The organism is Actimicrobium sp. CCC2.4, from assembly GCF_034347385.1.
Taxonomy (GTDB): Bacteria; Pseudomonadota; Gammaproteobacteria; order Burkholderiales; family Burkholderiaceae_D; genus Actimicrobium.
In genome coordinates, this window is sequence record NZ_CP133777.1 from 1,345,474 (window position 1) to 1,364,464 (window position 18,991).

Here is an 18,991-nt window from a genome sequence, read left to right on the forward strand (position 1 = left end):
TCTACAGGATGTCGTCGTTGGAAGCGCTCAGGTCACCCAGATCGCCAAATAGCGAGAGCCGGGTTTCCTTGCGGTCCAGTACCTTGCGCTGGGCTTTTTCGGGGAGGTCGGTGAGCATGATGACGTGCTTCTGGATCAGTACGTCGACCAGATCCTCGACCACCCGGATCATCGCACTGTCGAGCGTAGCGAGCACGTCGCGCGGATCGGTGGGAGGTGTCGTGGCACTGTCAATGGCAAGAAAGGCGAGCACGTCCGGATGGTCGGAAAAAAGCCGTTCGGCATCGGCGGCAGGCGCATCGCGGAACAAGGCGATCACGCTGCCGGTGCTGTCGCGCTGGATGTAGGGCATGGCAAACCGTTCAGGTGGGTTGGTCGAAATGGCAATGGCTATTCCAAAAGCAGTGTGTTAAAAAAGTCCACCCACGCTTTCAGAGAGAGTTGTCCATGCTTTTGCTGGTCTCGCGCTGCGCCGTCATCATAGCCAAGTTTCATGACATCCTGATGGAAAAAAGTCCGTTGATACAACGCGATGGCGTAGCGATGCTGTGGCCGCTGCTGGCTGGCGGGGAACCCGCTTTGCTACTGCTGGATCTGGATTTACCGGCGCTCGATGTCGCGGCCACGCTGGCCGAACTGAGGGACCGTGCGCCCGCCTGCAAAGTGCTGGTGCTGCATCAGGATTTTTCGACCGGGGCAGAGCTGGCGCTGCTCGGGGCCGGCGTGGCGGGTTGCTGCAGCGCTGCCTTGACGCGCGAGACCGTGCTGCGCATCGTCGACGTGGTGCAGGATGGCGGCGTCTGGATTTCGCAAGCGGTGATGCCGCTGCTGCTGCGCCAGATGCAGGCGCGCGGGACGCTGTCGACACCGGTCGCGGTAGGGACAGCGTCTTCACCCAACCCCCGGCTACAACTTCTCACACCCCGCGAACGGCAAATCGCCAGTCTGGTCGGCGGCGGTGCCAGCAACAAGCTCATTGCCCGCGAACTGAGCATCACCGACCGGACCGTGAAGGCGCATCTCGGGGCGATTTTTCAGAAGCTTGGTTTGCCGGACCGGTTGCGACTGGCCTTGTTCGTGACCGGGAAATGACGTCATGCCTCCGGCAGCAGGCGCCGGTGCGGCGCGAAGAAGGTCCACATCATCCGGCTGGCATCCGGTCCCTTGCGTTCGTTGAACGGCAACGCCGGATCGCCGCCGCTCCAGGCATGCTTGAGCTGCTGGATTTCACATAGCCGCAACAGGATTTTTTTACCGGCCCGGTAATCGAGGGTACTGAAGCCGTGGGCCGCACGGGCGCTGCGTCCGGCGGCACGGTAAGTCGGCTCCTGGCGCTCCGCTGCTGTCAGGCCATTGAGTTCGCAGAACTGCTGCTCGAGCTGATGAAAATTAATCGGCCGTACCACGCTGTCCTGCTGGCCCTGAATCAGGATCGCCGGCATCGTTGGAAACGGCGCAGCACTGGTATCGGTGACGGCCTGGATCGCCGCGCCCACCCGTGTCAGGCCACCGCGCTGCATGACGCCATACGCACCCAGGGTGGTGCTGGCCGCGCCGAATACCGGTGCCGAATGCAGACCGACTGCGGCGATCAGTTCCGGATGGCGTAGCGCCAGGATATGCGCCATCGCGGCGCCGGCCGATAGTCCGGCCACATACACGCGCTGCGGGTCGAAGCCCTGCCGTGCCACGACGCGCCGGATTATCGCTGCGATCAACAAAATTTCGCCGTCACCGGCCTGGACTTCATTACGAAACCACGGCCAGCAACGGTTGCGCTGTGCGCGTGCCGATTGCTGCGGATACAGCACGCCGAAGCCCTTGCTTTCAGCTAGTGCATTCATGCGTGTGCCCTGCGCAAAATCGACCGCACCCTGTTCGCAGCCATGCAGCATCACCACCAGCGGCAGCGTTGCATCGGCACGCATGCCGGCGGGCCGGTAGAGCCAGTACTCCATGCGTTTGCCGGCGACGATGCCGCTGGCGACGTCATCGATGCCGGCGATGAAGGTCGAGCGGCCCCAGACGCCACCGCCCGGCGGGCGCACGACGGAGGGTTTGCCGGCGGCTTTGCCAGCGGATTGCCGGCGGGATTTTTTGGCTTTCGGTACTGCCGGAGTGACGGCCTCGAACAAGTTCCTGACGATCTTGCGGGTTTGCTTGCGTTGCAGGCTACCGAGCTTGCGGGCACTGCCCAGCCAGAGACTTCTGAACATATTCACCATAGGGATATCCCTGAGAAAGGCGCTCGAACCGGCGCTTCATTGCGATGGAGTATGAGGGTCTGCCACCTCGCTATGATGCGAGCGTAATGGATACGAGTCGGGGTTTCAGTTGGACAGCGCACTTAGGATTGGCATTTGTCGGGCGAATTGCTGCTGCACAATAATCACGAATAGTCACGAATAGTCACATTAAAAAAATACAAAAAAGCAATTTTTTCATGGGGTACAGTCTCGGCAGGAATCCAAACTTGCTGAAAAAGTCTTTGGCAGAGTGTTAGGGCGGACTCCTGCGGGTCTTCTGTCAACACGCACATGTCATGGGTCAGTCAATGAAAATCACGAACAGGTTTGCCATTTTTGCCGTCGTTGTCGTCTCGTTGGCGGGCGCCGGCCAAGCGCTTGCTGCAGACTATCTCCTCAAACCGGGCAAGGAAGATCACAAGTGGTTGCTGCCAGCGAGCCCGGTCGCACCGGCAGACAACCAGGTGACGCCGGCGCGTATCGAACTGGGCAAGGCACTGTTCTTCGATCCGCGCCTGTCGTCGGATGGCAACCTGTCCTGTGCCAGTTGCCACAGTCCGATGATGGGCTGGTCGGATGGTTTGCCGACCGCCAAGGGCAACAAGAGCAAGGTGCTCGGTCGCGCCACGCCAACCATCACCAATACTGCGTACAACACGCTGCAAATGTGGGACGGTCGCAAGTCCTCGCTGGAAGACCAGGCGCTCGGACCGATGGAATCGATGGACGAAATGGCGATGGACCTGACGGCGCTGTTCAAGTGGCTCAATGCTGAACCGACTTACAAGGACATGTTTGCCCGGGCGTATCCCGGCGAGCCCATCGACCGGACCACCGTGGCCAAGGGCATCGCTTCATTCGAGCGCACCGTCACCAGCAGTAATTCGCCGTTTGATCGCTGGTTGCGGGGCGACGAAAAGGCCATGACACGGCAGCAAATCATTGGTTTCCGCTTGTTCAGTGACGCCGGCAAAGGCAATTGCATCGCCTGTCACCACGCTCCGAACTTTACCGACGGCGGCTTTCATCACATCGGCCTGGCCGCGCATGACAAGGTCAATCCGGACGTCGGTCGCTATGCGATCAAGCCGGTGGCAGCGATGAAGGGCGCATTCAAGACACCGACCCTGCGCGATATCAGCCTGACCGCACCGTATTTTCATGATGGTTCGGCACGCACACTGGCCGAGGTGATGGCGCATTACAACGCCGGCGGCGTCAGCAAGAACAATCTGTCGCCGAACATGAAGCCGCTGGCGCTCAGTCCGGAAGAGGCTAGTGCGATCGTCGCTTTCATGCAGGCGCTGACTACGCCGGCGCAACCCTTCGTGCTGCCGCAACTGCCATTTAACTGACAAGGCAGGTGCCAGATGTTGATCCGGCGGCCTGCCGCAATCTGTTCGAGCGAGATCACGGCGGAATCCGTGTATCTGGCACGCCGGCGCTTTTTGCGTCAGGCCGGCTTGCTCGGAATAGCCGGTGTCGGTTTTGGCAGCAGCCAGGCCGAAGCGCTGTCCGAACCGCTCACTTCCTGGGATGACATCACCCGCTACAATAATTTTTACGAGTATTCGAGCGATAAGCGTGCGGTGGCGACGCTGGCACAAAATCTGGCACCGCGACCGTGGACCATCAGCATCGAAGGCGAGGTGGCACAGCCCCGGATCATCGATATCGACCAGTTGCTGCGGCAGTTTGCGCCGCAGCAGCGCATCTGCCGCTTGCGCTGTATCGAAGGCTGGTCGATGGTCATTCCGTGGGATGGCATTGCGTTGTCTGCCCTGCTGGCGGCGGCGCAACCGACCACGAATGCGCGCTTCGTCAAGTTCGTCAGCCTGCAGGATCCCGCTCGTTTTTATGGCCAGCGCAGATCGACGCTAGCGTGGCCCTATACCGAAGGACTGACGCTGGCCGAGGCGATGCATCCGCTCACCTTGCTGGCCACCGGTTTGTACGGCAAGCCCTTGCCGAATCAGAATGGCGCACCGTTGCGCCTGGTGGTGCCCTGGAAATATGGCTTCAAGAGCATCAAGTCCATCGTCACGATACGTCTGCAGTACGAGCAACCGCAGACCACCTGGCCGCAGGCATCGTCCGACTACGGATTTTTTGCCAATGTGGATCCGCGTGCAGCATACGGACGCGGATCGCAATCCCGTGAAACCCGCATCGGCGAACTGCACAAGCGCCCCACGCTGCCGTTCAACGGCTATGCCAGCGACGTTGCTTATCTGTATCCGCGACATGATGGCTATGCCTACCGATAACCTGCCGACGCGGTTATTGCGTGCCGCCAATTGGGCACCACTGCCTGTGATGTTTTTTGCGAGCGTGCTGCTGGCCTTGCCGGCGGCCTCGTTGGCCACACGGATGATGCTTGGCCGGCTGGGTGTGAATCCGGCCGAAATCCTGCTGCGCCAGCCCGGCAGCTGGAGCCTGGAATTGCTGCTGCTGGTGCTGTCCGTCGGCCCGCTGCGGCAGGCACTCGTCATGCTGTCGTGCTGGCACCGTGCGCCGTTTGGCAAGCGTCTGTCCGACTGGAACTGGCTGGTGCGCTTGCGCCGTCCGATCGGCTTGGCGGCGTTTTTTTATGCATTGCTGCATGTATCGGTGTATGCGCTGCTCGACCTCGATGGCGACTGGCAGGAGTGGCTCAATGATCTGCGCGACAAGCGCCACATCGCGGCCGGCACGGCCAGCCTGCTGCTGCTGGTGCCGCTGGCGCTGACCTCGACGGCGGCAGCCGTGCGTCTGCTCAAGCGCTACTGGAAACGGCTGCACCTACTGGTTTATCCGGCGGCGCTATTGGCGCTGCTGCACTTCGTTTTGCTGTCCAAACCCGGCGTGGTCGCGCCGTTGGTGCACGCTGTCCTGCTGGCAGGTTTGCTGTGCTGCAGTGGCTGGCAACGACTCTTTCGGAGTCATCCATTGATGCAAGCCGATGGCAGCGTACCGGAACGCTCCGGTACCCCACCGGCGGCATCGTCCTGAAGTATTTACTTTCACCGGGAGTCACCATGCTGCATCCGTCCATCAACATCCTGCCCCTGCTGTTGCCTTTATTGCTGGTCTTGCCGGCACAAGCAAAAGACTTCACGGTCACGCAAAAGGATAAAAAATTCAGCCAGACCAAGCTCGAGGTCAAAGTCGGCGACGTCGTCAATTTCAAGAATGAAGACCCGTTTGCCCATAATATTTTTTCGTTGTCCGATATCAAGACCTTTGACCTGGGCTCGTATCCGCAAGGCCAGTCCAAGTCGGTCGCATTCGACAAGCCCGGCACAGTCGAGATCGAATGCTCGGTCCATCCCGACATGAAGCTCATTGTCGAGGTCAAAAAATGAGCCCGGGCCGTGTTGCGCTGGCGAGTGTGCTGTTGCTGCCTGTCATGGCCCGTGCAGCCGCCCCTGACTACCCTGTCAAAGACACCCCGGAAGCAGCCATCCATCGCGGCAGCGTGGTGTTCCAGCACTACTGCATCCTGTGCCACGGTGCCAAGGGCGATGGCACGGGCAGGGCCGCCAGGTTATACGACCCGAAACCGGCCAATCTGGTCCTGAGCAACAAAAATGACCACTACAAGGAACTGATCATCCGCATGGGCGGCAAGGCGATGGGGCGCTCCGAATTCATGCCGTCCTGGGGCAACGAGCTCACTGACGAGCAGATTGCCGACGTCGTCGCCCACTTGCGCAGCATCCGCTCACCTGCTGTTGTCATGCCGTGACAGGGCGGGCACACCGATTGTTGTGCGGCCTGCGTGCCGTCTGGAGGACGCAATGCTGACCTGTATCGGCAACATGAAAATCCGCACCAGGTTATATGCCGGCTTTGGTGCCATCGTCATTGCACTCATCGCACTGGTGGGCATTTCCTATGACAGTTCCTCCCGGCTGGCCCGCGCCAACAGCCTCAATGTGACCTCATATGAAACGCAGGAACAGATGCATGCGCTGCTTGAAAGTCTGGCCAATATCCAGACGGGTGCGCGCGGTTATGCACTGACCGGCGATGACATGTTCCTGGCGCCGCTGCAGGCCGGCAAAATCACGTTTAACGAGCGCATGGAAAAAGCCCGGGCACTCGTGCGCGGCCACGGGCAGCAGACAGCGCGTCTCGATACGTTGGCCGTTGAGCAAAAAAAATGGCTGTAGGCCGCGATCGAGCCGGTCCTGAAGATGCGTCGTGGCGTGACCGCAGGCGTGATTCAGCTCGAATCGCTGGTGCAGTTCGAGCAGGGCGGCCGGGGGGAGCGCTCGATGACGACGATGCGCGGCATGCTCGATGAAATCAATGCCACTGAAACTGCCCTGCTGCTGCAGCGTGCCGGCGATGTCGCGACGTTCGAGCGACTGGCGCTGCGGGTGCTGGTCGGTGGCGGGATCGTGGCAGCACTGCTCGCCGGTGCGGTCGCGATGCTGATGATCCGCAATATCGTGCAACCGTTATTGAAAGCGGTGCGGGTCGCCGAAATGGTCGCCGCCGGCGACCTCACCAGCCGGATCGAAGTGCGTTCCGGCGACGAGACCGGACAGCTGCTGGCGGCTCTGAAACTGATGAACGATAGCCTGGCGGGCATCGTCGGACAAATCCGCGACGGCACGGCGACGATTGCGGCGGCTTCGGACCAGATTACGACCGGTAACCTGGCGCTGGCGGAACGCACCGGACAACAAGTGGACACGCTGAAAAAAACCGCCTCGTCGATGGAGCAGATGACGGCCACGGTCCGGCAAAATGCCGCGCATGCCAGTCAGGCAGAGGCGCTGGCGACATCGGCGTCCGAAGTCGCCCGCAAAGGCGGTATTGCGGTGATGGAAGTGGTGCAGACGATGGCGTCGATCCGCACTTCGGCGCAAAAAATCAACGACATCATCAGCGTCATTGACGGTATCGCTTTCCAGACCAACATCCTCGCACTCAATGCCGCCGTCGAAGCGGCGCGGGCCGGCGAGCAGGGGCGCGGGTTTGCTGTGGTGGCAACCGAAGTGCGCAGTCTGGCGCAACGCTCGGCCAGTGCCGCAAGGGAAATCAAGGTGCTGATCGCCAATTCGACCGAGCAGGTGGCAGCAGGCAGCAAGCTAGTGCGCAATGCCGGCGCGACCATGGAAGATATCGTCGCCAGCGTCAGGCAGGTCGGCGACATCATCGGCGACATCAATCAGGCCGGCCGCGAACAAAGCATCGGGATCGGGCTGATCAATCAGGCCATCGTCGAGATGGATCAGGCTACCCGCAAGAATGCGGAACTGGTGCATGACGCTGCCGCAGAAGCGCAGGCCTTGCAGGAACAGGCGCGCCGCCAGGAACAATTGATGAGCGCCTTTCAGCTCGGACCGGCTCCGGCTCAGGGCAACGCCCGTCGCACCCTGAATGACGACGACAGCGTCCGCAGTTGACGCGCGCTTGCTTGATCATTCTCAACGCCCGGGGCGGTGCCCGTCTCTAAGATGGTTTGTCGAATTGCCGGCCACTCGCATGGTCTTCCTTGAATGCCGGAGTCACGGCAGTTGACGTCCCTTAACTTTTTTACGAGGTGCATCATGCCAATCGATCTCTCCAAGGTCACACGTGAAGAACTGATGACCATCCATAGCGAGGTGCTGCGCAATATCGCATTGCAGACCAAAGAAGACCTCGCCAAGGACATCACCGCCGCCGGCCACGACTCCCACGGCAGCAACCATTCCAACAACAAGATCGTCGATTTGCAGAGCCAGGTTTCCGAGATATTGCGACGCTGATCCGGCGCATGGCAGGGTGCCGGTAATCGGCCGGCACTGTCTTTGAGCTGGCACGGCACGGAATCGGCAGCTGGTCCGGTGGACCGGTTTGAACAGCGGCAAGCGGGAGCAGTGGGAGGCGTGGCATGGATACGCAACGGGCAGGCAAAGAATCGGGGGGCGCGCGCGCTCCTGCAGGTGACGACTATCCTGGCATGCCGGAGGCAATCGCCCCCGTCGTCACTGCCTGCAACCACCGTGCGCCGGAGCATGCGGTGGTCAATCAGGTCATCCTCAAAATCGTCCAGCGCTGCAACCTTGATTGCACGTACTGCTATGTCTACAACCGCGGCGACGATTCCTGGAAGTCGCGACCGCCCGTCATTTCCGAGCGCGTGCTGCTCCGCCTGGCCGAGCGGATCAATGAACATTGCCGTCGCCATGCGCTATCGAGTTTTACGATCGAGCTGCACGGCGGCGAACCGCTGCTGATCGGCAAACGCAAGATGCAGGCGCTGCTGACCTTGCTGCGCTCCCGCATCGATGCCGCACATGTGCGCTTCACGATGCAGACCAACGGCTTGCTGCTGGACCCCGCCTGGATCGATTTGCTGGCGCAACATCAGGTCTCGTTCGGCATCAGCCTCGACGGACCGCCGGCGCTGGCCGACCGGTATCGCATTCAACGCAAGGACCGTTCCGGTTCGACACAACAACTGCTCGACATCATTGCGCAACTGCGTAGCGAGGGACCGCTGTTCGACCAGCTTTTTGGCGGCTGCCTGTGCGTGGTCAATCCTGATATCGACGGTGGCGAACTGGTCGACTGGTTTGTCGCGCAGGGTGTCGATGCCTTCGATTTTTTGCTGCCGGACGGGAATCGATTGAACCCGCCGCAAGGCTGGACCGGTGTCGCACCGTACCGCCGTTTCCTGTTGTCGGCCTTCGAGCGCTGGCATGCACTCGGGGCAAGCGCACCACGCATTCGCAAGTTTGAACTGATGATGTCCGGGCTATTGGGTGGCAAGGTTTTTCTGGATGCGCTGGGGGGCGATTTGCGTTTGCTGTGCGTCCTCGAATCCGACGGCTCTATCGGTGTCAGCGACGTCACGCGCATCTGCGGCGGCGAGTACGCCAACGATGTCCTGAACATCTTCGATCACGCACTCGACGAACATGTGCGGCGCTATCGTATCGACGAGGTGCAGCAGGTCTGTGGCACCTGCCGCGCCTGTCCGCACCTGGCCAGTTGCGGCGGTGGTTATTTGCCGCATCGTTTCAATGGCATCCATTTTGCCAATCCATCGATCTATTGCGAGGCGCTGTACGCGGTGTCGGCACGGATGACGCAGCTGTTGCACGAGCACTTGCCGGCCGGAATGCTTGCCGATATGGCGACACCTGCATTGCCGGCGTCATCGGCTGCGTCACGGGTCGCCTCCGGAGCAACGCGATGACCAGTTGGGTACGACAGTTCAGCTTGCCGTGCCCGGGGTCCGGCGAAGCGGTCTTCGATACCATCGTCACCTCGCACGGGGTTGCCGTAGCCACCGGATTGCTGGAGCGCCATGCCGATGACATTGCCAGCGCCAGTGACGGCCTGGTCGATTTCCTGCGCAGCTGGATCGCGGATCCGCAGGTCTCGACCGTGGCCTGGGATAGCGCGTTCGGACGGGCGCACCTGGCTCTCAAGGAGGGGCGGCACGATGCTTCAGGTGCGCTCGATGCCGCCGTGCGGATCGGCTTGCGGCTGGTGGCCAGCGGACAGCCGGGACGCTGGAGTGCGCAAATGGCGCCGGCCTCGATACAGCTCGATGAGCGCATCATCGATGACGTCGAACAGATCGAAGTGCATGTCGACGCAGTCAGCTGGGATGCCGGTTGCCGGCTCTGCCTTCGGCTTACCGATGGCAGTGCGCTACTGTGGCGACGCGATGGCAATCACTGGGCCGGCGACGGCGGTAGCCGGCTGGCATCAGTCGGCCGCTCGCGTCCGATTTACCTGCTGCCGCGCCAGGCCTTGCCGGGCGATGCGCGCAGCGATGAAATTTTTCGTCAATGCCAGCCGGTCGACAGTATTACCCCATCAATGGCCCGCTCGTTCGAGGATGGCATGACGGTACTGCAGCACAACGTGCCCGATTATTTGCCCTGGGTCGAACGGGTGCTCAATGGCATCGTCGTGTGCCCGCTGCAGGCACCTTACCGGCTTGTCAGCGGTAGCTGGGAAGATGTGCCCGGTTTCGTTCACATGTCGAGTCCGCATGGTGGTATCGATATCGCCGAGATCCTCGTCCATGAATGTGCGCATCAGTACTTTTACATGCTGCAGCGTGTCGGCGCGCTCGATGATGCGTCCGACAGCGCACTGTACTGGTCACCGCCCATTCGCAAGAATCGCCCACTCAGCCGCATCCTGATGGCCTACCACGCGCTGGCCAACGTGCAACTGCTCTATCACGCGGTGCGCAGCAATACGGCCAATCCTTCGCAGGACATTCGCTACGTCGCGCTCAACGAGCCCGACTTGCAAGCGGCAATCCGCGCGCTGGACGCGCCGTTGCGCGACAACCCGGCACTGACGCCGCTGGGTCGTGCGCTGTACATGCCGCTGGCAGAGCGCCTCGCCGCGTTGGTGCACTGAATGAAGCTGCAGATGGCAGGGGGTACAAAACGCTCCGCTGAACAGGATTTTTCAGCGGCATCTTCGCTTCCATCGATGCTGTCGTGGGATCTCTGGCGGCCGGCCGAGACCTGCTACCTGCACGATGCCGGTGGGATTCATGGCACCGGACACGCGGGCAGGATGCTGGTGTGGTCCAGTGTGATTGGCGGCTGGATGCGGCAGCAGGGGATTGCGGTCGATCTCGATGTCGTGCGCTGGTCCGCCGTGTTGCATGACGTGCGCCGGCTTCATGACGGACATGATCCGCTGCATGGTGCACGCTGCGGTGCGTGGATTAGCGAAGGCGGGTTCGCCGCCAGGTACGGCCTGCGCGCCAACGTCCTCAATGCCCGCCAACTGGAGCAGATTGCTTACTGCTGCACCTGGCATGTGCCGCCTGATCAGGCGGTACCGGCGATGACGCCGGAGCTGATATGCCTCAAGGATGCGGATGCACTGGACCGGGTCCGGCTAGGCGGACTGGACCGGCGGTTCTTGCGCACCGGCATCGCGGCGGCGCTGGTGCATCAGGCGCAATTTCTGTGCGATACCAGCGAACTGCAGGCCGGTTTTCGGGATGACCAGTGGGATGCCGTCCGTCTGGCGGCGCAGCGAATGGGTGTGTGGTCCCGGCCGGACGACGTGCGCCCGTCCGCCGGCCGGTGGCATTTTTTTGCGACCTGAGAACGCCGCCATGCAAGCCGACACAACGGGGATGCGTGAACAGGTCACGCCGGTCGATCTGACTGCCGCGCCTTGCGAACGGGTACTGCTGATGTGCGAGGCGCTGGCAGGATGTGGCACGCTGGTTCTTCATGGCAGCAATGTCCGACCGGTGCTGCAGACGCTGGAACCACGTCAGGCCAACGACCGCGCCAAGGTATCGGGCAATCAGTGTGCGGTGTACGCCAGCCTCGATGCCAGAGTAGCGTTGATGTACGCCTTGCTTGACCGGTGCTATCTTTCAGCGCGGTTGGGTTCGTGGCGGGTCGCTTATTGCTGGCAGGCAGGCCAGCTCCGGTTTTGCGTCAGCGACAACCTGTACCAGCTGTTTTGTAACGGCGATCCGGCACTGCTGTCTGACGGTGTGGTCTATGTTCTGGAGCGACGTCGATTCGTGCCGGCAGCGGACTCGGCGACGGAGTTCCACGCGCTATTGCCGCAACGCCCCGTGCACATGCTGAGCGTTGCTGCAACGCTCGGACGGGAGCTGTTTTATGCCGATGGTGATGCCGATGGTGATGCCGCTGGTGCTACCGTCATTCGCTATCCGCAGACGTAGTCTGATCCCCACGTCAATGCAGTGCCCGTTCTCAGTCCAGCTGCACCGAGCCGTCGGCTCCCCAGTTGACTTTCGTGATGCCGGGTTCGTCGGCCTCGAGCTTGCGCAGCGCCAGTTCCTGTGCGCTCAGGCTGGTTTGTTCCAGAGTGAGGGCGACATTCTGGTCGCGGCGTGCCAGAGCCAGCACGATGGTTTGCTGCAGTTCTTCCCATTGCCAGGGTTTCGGAATGAAACGGAACACTTCCGCCTCATTAATAGCCCGCACCGCCGTGTTGAATTCGGTCGAGGCGCTCAGCACCATGCGTACCGCATCCGGCTGGATTTGCCGGAAGCGGTTCAAGAATTGAATGCCGTTCATTGCGGGCATGTGGTAGTCCGAAATGGCCAGGTCGATGTCGATTTCGGCGGCACGCACCAGAGCCTCGGCGGGGTCCGTAAAAACCTCAATCCGGAGTTCGACATCGAACTTGCATTGCCGCAGTGTGCGTTGCAGTGCATGCAATATCAGCGGATCGTCGTCAAGCAGGAGTAGTCGTCGCATGAATTGTGTTCCTCGGATTAGTCGTGATACACCGTGAGACGCAACGGGTGTAACAGCGTTTTTTCGTAATTGATGATCTGGCGTACCAACCCGGCATCGAGCACATGGTCGGCCGACAGCAGCAGGGAGCCATCCGGTAACACCAGATCTTTTGCCAGTGTCATGCCCGGCTGCACTGCGGCGACGGGCACCACGACGGTGGCATGGGCCGGCTCACGCACCGGCACCAGTGCGGCATCGAGCATTTGCACGAAGGCATCGACTACCGCCGGATCATAGCGCTTGCCGCGGCTATGGAGAACGGCGGCGCGGGCTTCTTCGGGACGCAATTTTTTTGGCATCATCATGCCGATTTGCAGCTTGTCGTAATCGCTCGCCAGCGCCAGAATGCGGGCCCCGAGCGGGATGGCCAGTGCGGCCAGTTGATCCGGATAACCGGTACCGTCGAAGCGTTCCTGATGGGCACGCACCAGCAGTGCGGCACCGCGTAATTCATCCAGCGGCATCAATAACTGTTCGGCCCGGACCGGATGCTTGCGGTACTGGCCAAGCTGTTCGCCGCTCATGGCCGTTTGCGGTAGCGCCAGCAGTTCGTCACTCAAGCCGATTTGTCCGATGTTGTGCAGCATCGCCGCGACGAACACATCCTGCACGGTGGCATCGTCGCAATCGAGCCTGACGGCCAGCTTGCGTGCCAGGTCGGCTACCCGCAGCGCATGCCCGGCCAGACCACCGCCACGCATTTCGATCAGATTGGAAAATACCTTGATCGACAGCAGGAAATTCGTCTTTAGCTTGGCATTGAAGCACAGCAAACCGTCATGCGCTTTGCTGAGGTCGGCAGTGCGTTGCCTGACCTTGTCTTCGAGGCTGGCATTGAGTGCCTTGAGTGCTTCGTTCTGGGTGTGCGTGAGTAGCTCGAGACGCTGCTTTTCGTGTTGCAGGCGCTGGCGTTCCAGCGTGTGGCGCACGATCAGCTGGATGTCGTTGTCATCCCATGGTTTGGTGATGTAGCGATATATTTCACCACGGTTAATGGCGTCGAGGATGGACTGGACATCGGCATAGCCGGTCAGCAGCAGGCGCATCGTCCCGGGCCATTCGCTGCGGACGGCTTCGAGGAACTGGGCTCCGCTCATGATCGGCATGCGCATGTCCGAAATGACCAGGTCGACCGCTTGCTGGCGCAGCAATTCCAGTCCGGCCGCACCGCTGTCGGCGGTCAGTATCCGGTAGCCCTGGCCGCGAAACAGCCGACGCAGCGATGACAGGATGTTCGGTTCGTCATCCACGAACAGGATGGTGGGCAAGGGGGTGGCGGCGTCCATATCAGTGCGGGTCGGTGGCAGGCTGGTGGATGGGGAGCGTGATACGGAAGGTCGAGCCGGTCCCGACGACGCTCTCGACGGTGATCTGGCCACGGTGTTTCTGGATGATGCCGTAGGCCATCGACAAGCCCAGTCCGGTACCGATGCCGACCGCCTTGGTAGTGAAGAACGGATCGAACATCCTGGCTTGCGTCCCGGCGCTGATACCGCTGCCGGTATCGCTGACTTCGATGGATACCGAGGCGTCCGGCCCATCGTCATAGCGGGTCCGTATCGTGATGGTGCCGCGCTCCGGACCGATCGACTGTGCGGCATTGACGATCAGGTTCATGATCACCTGATTGAGTTGGGAGGGCAGACATTCGATGTCGGGCAGCTCGCCGTAATCGCGCACCACGTCAGCCTTGTACTTGACTTCGTTGCTGACAATATTGAGGGTCGAATCAATGCCGCGATGCAGGTTGGCCCATTGCCACTCCATGAAATTATCGACCCGCGAAAAATCTTTCAGGTCCTGCACGATCTGGCGGACGCGCACGATACCCTCCATCGATTCGCGCATCATGACCGGAATGTCTTCTTTCAGGTAGTCGAGTTCGATACGTTCGCGCACCGCGCGGATGTTGTCGCGCACAGGACCGGCACCGAGCGCCTCTTCGGCTTGCTCGTAGATATCGAGCATTTCCATCAAGCTGGCCAGATAGGTTTCCAGCGTGCCGAAATTGGAAAAGATATAGCCGATCGGATTGTTGATTTCATGGGCGACGCCGGCGGCCAGCTGTCCGATCGAGGCTAGCTTGTCCGATTGCACCAGTTGCTGCTGCACCGACGACAGGCGCTCGTTGACCTCGGTCAGTTCGGCGTTGCGGCGCAGCAGCTCGGCGGTGCGCTGTACCACCTGGCATTCGAGATCTTCCTGTACCCGGAGCAGCGCTTCCTCGGCCACTTTTTGCTGGGTCACATCCTGCAGGATTTCCATCGCGCCCACCACGTTGCCGTGCTGGTCAAAGAGCGGCGAGGCCGAAAAACGCAGCCATGCCGGACCATGTGCCAACTGCGGGAAAAAGCCCACGGCATCATAGGCTGACGGCGTCAGTGTCGAGGGCTGTGCATTGCCGGCATAGTGCGCGTTGACGGTGGCCGTGGTGGCGGCATCGACGATCAGGTCGGCCAGCAGCGGACGTGCCGCATCGTAAAAAGGCCTCCACTGGTCGCGGGTGCCTATCATCTCGGCTGCGGTGACGCCGGTTATTTTTTCGCAGGCGTTGTTCCATTTGATGACAACGTGATCACGGTCGATGGCAAAGGCCGGTACCGGTGAGCCGTTGAAGTATCCGGTGATGCCGGACAGGTCTGTGGCGGGTGGCAGATTGGTCGTGCTGGTCATGGTGCGAGTGCCTGGCAAATGCTGTTGTATTCAAGGCGGGCGTTGTCAAGCAAGAACGACAGCGCAGCCGGTTCGATGGACAGCCGCGCCCAGGCGATGTCGCTTACCGGCGGTACCGCTTCGGCGACATCGCCGGTGAGATCGAGGGCGTGGGCCAGGACGCTGGCAAGGTGCACGGTGATGGCCAGCGCGTCATCCGGTAGCGGGTTGTCATGGTGGGCGATGGCGCTGATGATGGTGTCCGGAAAGCGCCAGTGCAGCAGCAGCGCGGCACCGACGGCGCTCTGTTGAAAGCCAATGACGGCTAGCTCGGCATCCCGTTGCGGGCAATCCATCGCGCTCCGGTAGGCAAGTATTGCCGCGTATTCGTCGGGGCAGCGGGTCGCGATGACCAGCTCGCCGATGCCATGCAGCAGGCCGGCGAGGAAGGCCGTTCCCGGAATCTGGTCGAACCGGGCGGCCAGATTTTTTGCGCAGATCGCGGTGGCGATCGCTTTCCGCCAGAAGTGGTCGGCGTCGAATGCGGCATTGCTGTCGCGGCCGAATGCCGTCGTCATCGAGATGGCGGTCACGACCATGCGCACGGTGCTCATGCCAAGAATGGTGATGGCTTGTTCGATCGTGACGACACGCGCCGTCATGCCATAAAAAGGCGAGTTGGCCAGGCGCAGGGTCCGGGCTGCCAGTGCCTGGTCGAGCATGATCTTGTCGGCCAGCTGGCTGATGCGGATATCCGCCTGGTCCAGCGTTGCCATCAATTCCAGCACCAGTGCCGGCAGCGACGGCAGGTCGCGCGGATCGCCAATGAGCGCCTCGAGACGCAGTGCCGTCATCGGGCATCCCTGAGCGCTTGCGCCAGCATGGTCGCGCGCAGCCCGGCACTGGCGCTGCCGCTGGTGTGCCGGAAAATGAAATCAATACGTGCCGTGACCGCTTCCGGCGAAGGTGCGGGGCTTCGGGCAACGGGCGCCGGTAGTTCGTCATTGATCTGCACGCGTCCAATGCCACGCCGGCGCAGGCTGGCCAGCAGTGCCTCGGTGAGCAAGACGCCTTGCGGCAGCAAGGTATTGCCACTTGCATCGGCGACAGCAGCACCGAGCACCATGCCTGCGCGAGCGGCTTCCAGGGCGATGGTGGCGCTCATGATGCCGGCATCCGTTGCGGGTCCGGTGTCAGCGTCACCAGCCAGCCGGATGACGACGAGCCCTGTCCCATCAAATGGGTGCCGAGCAGCAAGAACTGGCCATCCAGCTCGACCGGATGTGGGCGTGGCGGTTGCTGGCCGGGAGGCGTCAGGTGGCGGACGATCTCCGGCAGCAAATAGCGCGCGTCACCGCCGAGCAACATGCCGCGCTGCGGCAGCATGCGCGCGGCGGCATCGTTGATGAAGGCAATCATGTCGCTGTCATCGATCGCCAGCACCGCTATCGGTATATGCCGCATGGCTTCGCGCACGATGTGCAGGCTGCTGGCGTCGCGGGTGATTTGCTCCTGCCGCAGTCCGAGTAATTCTTGCTGCTGCCGGTTCGCGGCGGCCAGTCCGAGGTTGACGGCGTAGACCTCGCGCGTTAGCCGGCGGTTGTCGTCAGCTAGTTCCTTGCGATGAAAGGCTTCTTGGATGTGGCCGCGCAGCTTGGCGTCATCCCATGGCTTGGTCAGGAACTTGTAAATCGCGCCTTCATTGACGGCATCGGTGACCGATTGCAGTTCGGTGTAGCCGGACAGAACCAGTCGTACGGTACGTGGAAAACGGGTTTTGGCGATGCTCAGGAATTCGACACCTGTCATGCCCGGCATGCGCTGGTCCGACAGGATTACATCGACCGGATGTGCGGCCAGGATGGCCAGCCCTTCGGCGCCGCTGTTAGCGGTCAGGATATGGTAATCGTCGCGGCGCAGCAGGCGTTTCAGTGATGACACCATGTTGACTTCATCATCGACCAGCAGCAGCGTGCGCAGTTTTTTCGGAGGAGCGCGCAAGTGCTCAGGCATCGACAGGCCCGAGATCATTAGTGCGTTGAAGCCGTCGGCGCTGACTGCCGGCGAAAACAGATGGCCCTGGATGTCGTCACACATGTTGTCACGCAGAAAATGGCATTGCGCTTCGGTCTCGACACCGTCGGCGACGACGGCGATGCCCAGCGTGTGTGCCATCGAAATGATGGCCTTGATGATGGCAGCATCATCGGGATTGCCGGTCAGGTCATGAATGAACGAGCGGTCGATCTTGACGGTCTTGAACGGGAAGCGGCGCAGGTAACTTAGCGACGAGAAGCCGGTGCCGAAATCATCCAGCGCCAGCCCGATGCCCATCCGGTGCAGGCGCGCCAGTGTGGTCCGGGTCAGCTCGTCGTCCTCGAGTACGGCGGCTTCGGTAATTTCGAGTGTCAGCAGGGCCGGTTCGAGGCTGGACGTCGCCAGGAATGCCGTGATCTGATCCGCCAGTTGCGGATCGCGCAGCTGTACCGGCGAGACATTGATGGCAACCGGCACTTTCGGCATACCGGTCACATGGCAAGTGGCCAGGTCGAGGCAGACCCGCTCCAGCACCCATAGCCCGATGTCATTGATCAGCCCGGTTTCTTCGGCCAGGGCAACAAACTGTTTGGACGGCACATCGCCGAGGGCGGGATGGTGCCAGCGCACCAGCGCCTCGGCACCAGAGACCTCGCCGCTGGTAAGATTAACCTGCGGCTGGTACAGCACGGACAGTTCGCGATTGCGCACGGCGTTGCTCAGGGCGGACTCCATGACAGTGCGATCGTGCAGTTGCTGCGACATGCTTGCCGAGTAAAACACCTGGTTGTTGCGTCCGGTTTGCCGCGCCTGCGTCAGCGCCATGCCGGCATATTTGAGCAGGTATGCGCTATCGCACTGGTCTTCGGGGAACATGGCCAGGCCGATCGAACAGGTCAGATAAATCGCCTGCGTCGCCAGCGGGATCGGCTGACCGAGCGCGCGTTGCAGGGCCTGACAGCGGGCGGCGGTGTCCAGACGCTTGCCGGTATGGAGGACCAGGGTGTAGCTGTCGCTGCGCGTACGTGCAACGATTTCGCCGGTCGTGATGCAGCTTTGCAGGCGTTCGGCGACAACCCGCGCCAGCGTATCGATAGCCTCCTCGTCGAGACTGTCGGACAGCACCGCAAGCTGGTCGATGGCAATCGTGACGATCGCCAGACCGGTGTCGCGGTAGAGCGGATTGATGAGTGCGGCATCGAGATACTGCTGCAGGCCGATACCGTTGGCCAGGCCGGTCAGGACGTCTTGCGAAGATTGTGTCGAGAGCAACTGCGCGGCAAGCTTGCGCGACGTAATGTCAGTCATCATGCCGACGAAACGGCAGGCGCTGCCGGTGTCGTCAAAGTAGGGCGTGATACACAGTTCGTTCCAGCGCAACACGCCGTTCATCCGGTAGTTCCGCAGCTCCACCGTCACCGGACGGGCGGCATGCATTGCCGCCAGCAGCACGGTGCGTTCGGGCTGGTCGCGTTCGTCGATTTGCAGGAACCAGGAGTGGCGTCCTGCCAGGTCGGCTTCGGTATAGCCGGTCATCGCCAGGAACGCGGCATTGACATACAGGATGCGGCAGTTATCGCTGACCCCGGCCATGATGATGATGCCGCAGGTGCTGATATCCATGACGAAATCGCTCAGCGCCCGGGGCGCGCCGGTCGTCGTATCGATAAGCTGTTTTGTGGAACTGGTCATCGCTAGCCTTTTGCGGGTGCCCGAATATATTTTTAGAAATGTTTCCGCAAAGAATCATAGCACGGTGCCGTGACGGGCATTTGTTTGTGGTGATCGTTGGTTGTTTCTTGC

21 protein-coding genes are annotated in these 18,991 nt (G+C 61.3%); 13 read left to right on the plus strand and 8 right to left on the minus strand.

The genetic code is table 11. The features are described 5' to 3' along the window. Window position 1: 1 nt before the first annotated feature. Complete coding sequence (locus RHM62_RS06240; protein WP_322124678.1) at window positions 2-352, minus strand: hypothetical protein; 351 nt, start codon at window positions 350-352, stop codon at window positions 2-4. 95 nt (window positions 353-447) lie between these two features. Between RHM62_RS06240 and RHM62_RS06245 the strand changes: the two genes are divergently transcribed. After that, window positions 448-1,092, plus strand: a complete 645-nt coding sequence (locus tag RHM62_RS06245; RefSeq protein ID WP_322124679.1) for a response regulator transcription factor — start codon at window positions 448-450, stop codon at window positions 1,090-1,092. A gap of 2 nt (window positions 1,093-1,094) precedes the next feature. On the opposite strand, the gene RHM62_RS06250 is transcribed toward RHM62_RS06245, so the two are convergent. Further along, window positions 1,095-2,225, minus strand: a complete 1,131-nt coding sequence (locus tag RHM62_RS06250; protein ID WP_322124680.1) for a PHB depolymerase family esterase — start codon at window positions 2,223-2,225, stop codon at window positions 1,095-1,097. Window positions 2,226-2,554: 329 nt separating this feature from the next. Here RHM62_RS06250 and RHM62_RS06255 point away from each other — a divergent pair, with 329 nt between their 5' ends. From RHM62_RS06255 to RHM62_RS06310, 12 genes are all read left to right on the plus strand, one after another. After that, window positions 2,555-3,601 carry a cytochrome-c peroxidase gene (locus RHM62_RS06255; protein ID WP_322124681.1) on the plus strand — a complete coding sequence of 349 codons (1,047 nt, stop codon included), beginning with the start codon at window positions 2,555-2,557 and terminating at the stop codon, window positions 3,599-3,601. A gap of 15 nt (window positions 3,602-3,616) precedes the next feature. After that, the gene (msrP, locus tag RHM62_RS06260) at window positions 3,617-4,513 is read left to right on the plus strand and encodes a protein-methionine-sulfoxide reductase catalytic subunit MsrP (RefSeq protein WP_322124682.1); all 897 of its coding nucleotides are present in this window, start codon (window positions 3,617-3,619) and stop codon (window positions 4,511-4,513) included. Next, the gene (locus tag RHM62_RS06265) at window positions 4,500-5,237 is read left to right on the plus strand and encodes a ferric reductase-like transmembrane domain-containing protein (RefSeq protein WP_322124683.1); all 738 of its coding nucleotides are present in this window, start codon (window positions 4,500-4,502) and stop codon (window positions 5,235-5,237) included. The genes msrP and RHM62_RS06265 overlap by 14 nt, the downstream gene beginning before the upstream one ends. 26 nt (window positions 5,238-5,263) lie before the next feature. Further along, a complete protein-coding gene (locus RHM62_RS06270; RefSeq protein WP_322124684.1) occupies window positions 5,264-5,590 on the plus strand; it encodes a cupredoxin domain-containing protein in 327 nt (108 codons plus the stop codon). Further along, complete coding sequence (locus tag RHM62_RS06275) at window positions 5,587-5,973, plus strand: cytochrome c (RefSeq protein ID WP_322124685.1); 387 nt, start codon at window positions 5,587-5,589, stop codon at window positions 5,971-5,973. The genes RHM62_RS06270 and RHM62_RS06275 overlap by 4 nt, the downstream gene beginning before the upstream one ends. A 52-nt stretch (window positions 5,974-6,025) precedes the next feature. Continuing rightward, the gene (locus RHM62_RS06280; protein ID WP_322124686.1) at window positions 6,026-6,400 is read left to right on the plus strand and encodes a CHASE3 domain-containing protein; all 375 of its coding nucleotides are present in this window, start codon (window positions 6,026-6,028) and stop codon (window positions 6,398-6,400) included. A 24-nt stretch (window positions 6,401-6,424) separates the two neighbouring features. Further along, on the plus strand, window positions 6,425-7,645 hold the full coding sequence (locus RHM62_RS06285) for a methyl-accepting chemotaxis protein (RefSeq protein ID WP_322124687.1): 1,221 nt from the start codon (window positions 6,425-6,427) through the stop codon (window positions 7,643-7,645). 144 nt (window positions 7,646-7,789) lie between these two features. After that, window positions 7,790-7,990 carry a hypothetical protein gene (locus RHM62_RS06290; RefSeq protein WP_322124688.1) on the plus strand — a complete coding sequence of 67 codons (201 nt, stop codon included), beginning with the start codon at window positions 7,790-7,792 and terminating at the stop codon, window positions 7,988-7,990. A 125-nt stretch (window positions 7,991-8,115) separates the two neighbouring features. Further along, window positions 8,116-9,426, plus strand: coding sequence for a radical SAM protein (locus RHM62_RS06295; protein WP_322124689.1), 1,311 nt, complete (start codon window positions 8,116-8,118; stop codon window positions 9,424-9,426). Then, window positions 9,423-10,613, plus strand: a complete 1,191-nt coding sequence (locus RHM62_RS06300) for an HEXXH motif domain-containing protein (protein WP_322124690.1) — start codon at window positions 9,423-9,425, stop codon at window positions 10,611-10,613. Before RHM62_RS06295 ends, RHM62_RS06300 begins: the two co-directional genes overlap by 4 nt. Window positions 10,614-10,625: 12 nt before the next feature. Next, entirely contained in the window at window positions 10,626-11,318 is a 693-nt protein-coding gene (locus tag RHM62_RS06305) for a metal-dependent phosphohydrolase (RefSeq protein ID WP_322124691.1), read from the plus strand. Window positions 11,319-11,328: 10 nt separating this feature from the next. Beyond that, window positions 11,329-11,916, plus strand: coding sequence for a hypothetical protein (locus tag RHM62_RS06310; RefSeq protein WP_322124692.1), 588 nt, complete (start codon window positions 11,329-11,331; stop codon window positions 11,914-11,916). A 31-nt stretch (window positions 11,917-11,947) separates the two neighbouring features. On the opposite strand, the gene RHM62_RS06315 is transcribed toward RHM62_RS06310, so the two are convergent. Genes RHM62_RS06315 through RHM62_RS06340 form a run of 6 tightly spaced genes read right to left on the minus strand, consistent with a single transcriptional unit; the run spans window position 11,948 to window position 18,880 of the window. Further along, window positions 11,948-12,457 carry a response regulator gene (locus RHM62_RS06315; protein ID WP_322124693.1) on the minus strand — a complete coding sequence of 170 codons (510 nt, stop codon included), beginning with the start codon at window positions 12,455-12,457 and terminating at the stop codon, window positions 11,948-11,950. 17 nt (window positions 12,458-12,474) lie between these two features. Continuing rightward, window positions 12,475-13,785, minus strand: coding sequence for an HD domain-containing phosphohydrolase (locus RHM62_RS06320; protein WP_322124694.1), 1,311 nt, complete (start codon window positions 13,783-13,785; stop codon window positions 12,475-12,477). A 1-nt stretch (window position 13,786) separates the two neighbouring features. Continuing rightward, window positions 13,787-15,172 carry an ATP-binding protein gene (locus tag RHM62_RS06325; protein ID WP_322124695.1) on the minus strand — a complete coding sequence of 462 codons (1,386 nt, stop codon included), beginning with the start codon at window positions 15,170-15,172 and terminating at the stop codon, window positions 13,787-13,789. After that, window positions 15,169-16,005, minus strand: a complete 837-nt coding sequence (locus RHM62_RS06330) for an HDOD domain-containing protein (RefSeq protein ID WP_322124696.1) — start codon at window positions 16,003-16,005, stop codon at window positions 15,169-15,171. The genes RHM62_RS06325 and RHM62_RS06330 overlap by 4 nt, the downstream gene beginning before the upstream one ends. Then, window positions 16,002-16,316 carry a hypothetical protein gene (locus tag RHM62_RS06335; protein WP_322124697.1) on the minus strand — a complete coding sequence of 105 codons (315 nt, stop codon included), beginning with the start codon at window positions 16,314-16,316 and terminating at the stop codon, window positions 16,002-16,004. The genes RHM62_RS06330 and RHM62_RS06335 overlap by 4 nt, the downstream gene beginning before the upstream one ends. Beyond that, entirely contained in the window at window positions 16,313-18,880 is a 2,568-nt protein-coding gene (locus RHM62_RS06340) for an EAL domain-containing protein (protein WP_322124698.1), read from the minus strand. Before RHM62_RS06340 ends, RHM62_RS06335 begins: the two co-directional genes overlap by 4 nt. Window positions 18,881-18,991: the final 111 nt, after the last annotated feature.

Bases quoted from the DNA above. Each gene is read 5' to 3' on its own strand.
- RHM62_RS06325 (WP_322124695.1), bottom strand. From the start codon at position 15,172: ATGACCAGCACGACCAATCTGCCACCCGCCACAGACCTGTCCGGCATC.
- RHM62_RS06250 (WP_322124680.1), bottom strand. From the start codon at position 2,225: ATGGTGAATATGTTCAGAAGTCTCTGGCTGGGCAGTGCCCGCAAGCTC.
- RHM62_RS06315 (WP_322124693.1), bottom strand. From the start codon at position 12,457: ATGCGACGACTACTCCTGCTTGACGACGATCCGCTGATATTGCATGCA.
- RHM62_RS06280 (WP_322124686.1), top strand. From the start codon at position 6,026: ATGCTGACCTGTATCGGCAACATGAAAATCCGCACCAGGTTATATGCC.
- RHM62_RS06240 (WP_322124678.1), bottom strand. From the start codon at position 352: ATGCCCTACATCCAGCGCGACAGCACCGGCAGCGTGATCGCCTTGTTC.
- RHM62_RS06265 (WP_322124683.1), top strand. From the start codon at position 4,500: ATGCCTACCGATAACCTGCCGACGCGGTTATTGCGTGCCGCCAATTGG.
- RHM62_RS06295 (WP_322124689.1), top strand. From the start codon at position 8,116: ATGGATACGCAACGGGCAGGCAAAGAATCGGGGGGCGCGCGCGCTCCT.
- RHM62_RS06300 (WP_322124690.1), top strand. From the start codon at position 9,423: ATGACCAGTTGGGTACGACAGTTCAGCTTGCCGTGCCCGGGGTCCGGC.
- RHM62_RS06275 (WP_322124685.1), top strand. From the start codon at position 5,587: ATGAGCCCGGGCCGTGTTGCGCTGGCGAGTGTGCTGTTGCTGCCTGTC.
- RHM62_RS06340 (WP_322124698.1), bottom strand. From the start codon at position 18,880: ATGACCAGTTCCACAAAACAGCTTATCGATACGACGACCGGCGCGCCC.
- RHM62_RS06335 (WP_322124697.1), bottom strand. From the start codon at position 16,316: ATGAGCGCCACCATCGCCCTGGAAGCCGCTCGCGCAGGCATGGTGCTC.
- RHM62_RS06245 (WP_322124679.1), top strand. From the start codon at position 448: ATGCTTTTGCTGGTCTCGCGCTGCGCCGTCATCATAGCCAAGTTTCAT.
- RHM62_RS06255 (WP_322124681.1), top strand. From the start codon at position 2,555: ATGAAAATCACGAACAGGTTTGCCATTTTTGCCGTCGTTGTCGTCTCG.
- RHM62_RS06330 (WP_322124696.1), bottom strand. From the start codon at position 16,005: ATGACGGCACTGCGTCTCGAGGCGCTCATTGGCGATCCGCGCGACCTG.
- RHM62_RS06285 (WP_322124687.1), top strand. From the start codon at position 6,425: ATGCGTCGTGGCGTGACCGCAGGCGTGATTCAGCTCGAATCGCTGGTG.
- RHM62_RS06270 (WP_322124684.1), top strand. From the start codon at position 5,264: ATGCTGCATCCGTCCATCAACATCCTGCCCCTGCTGTTGCCTTTATTG.
- RHM62_RS06305 (WP_322124691.1), top strand. From the start codon at position 10,626: ATGGCAGGGGGTACAAAACGCTCCGCTGAACAGGATTTTTCAGCGGCA.
- msrP (WP_322124682.1), top strand. From the start codon at position 3,617: ATGTTGATCCGGCGGCCTGCCGCAATCTGTTCGAGCGAGATCACGGCG.
- RHM62_RS06320 (WP_322124694.1), bottom strand. From the start codon at position 13,785: ATGGACGCCGCCACCCCCTTGCCCACCATCCTGTTCGTGGATGACGAA.
- RHM62_RS06290 (WP_322124688.1), top strand. From the start codon at position 7,790: ATGCCAATCGATCTCTCCAAGGTCACACGTGAAGAACTGATGACCATC.
- RHM62_RS06310 (WP_322124692.1), top strand. From the start codon at position 11,329: ATGCAAGCCGACACAACGGGGATGCGTGAACAGGTCACGCCGGTCGAT.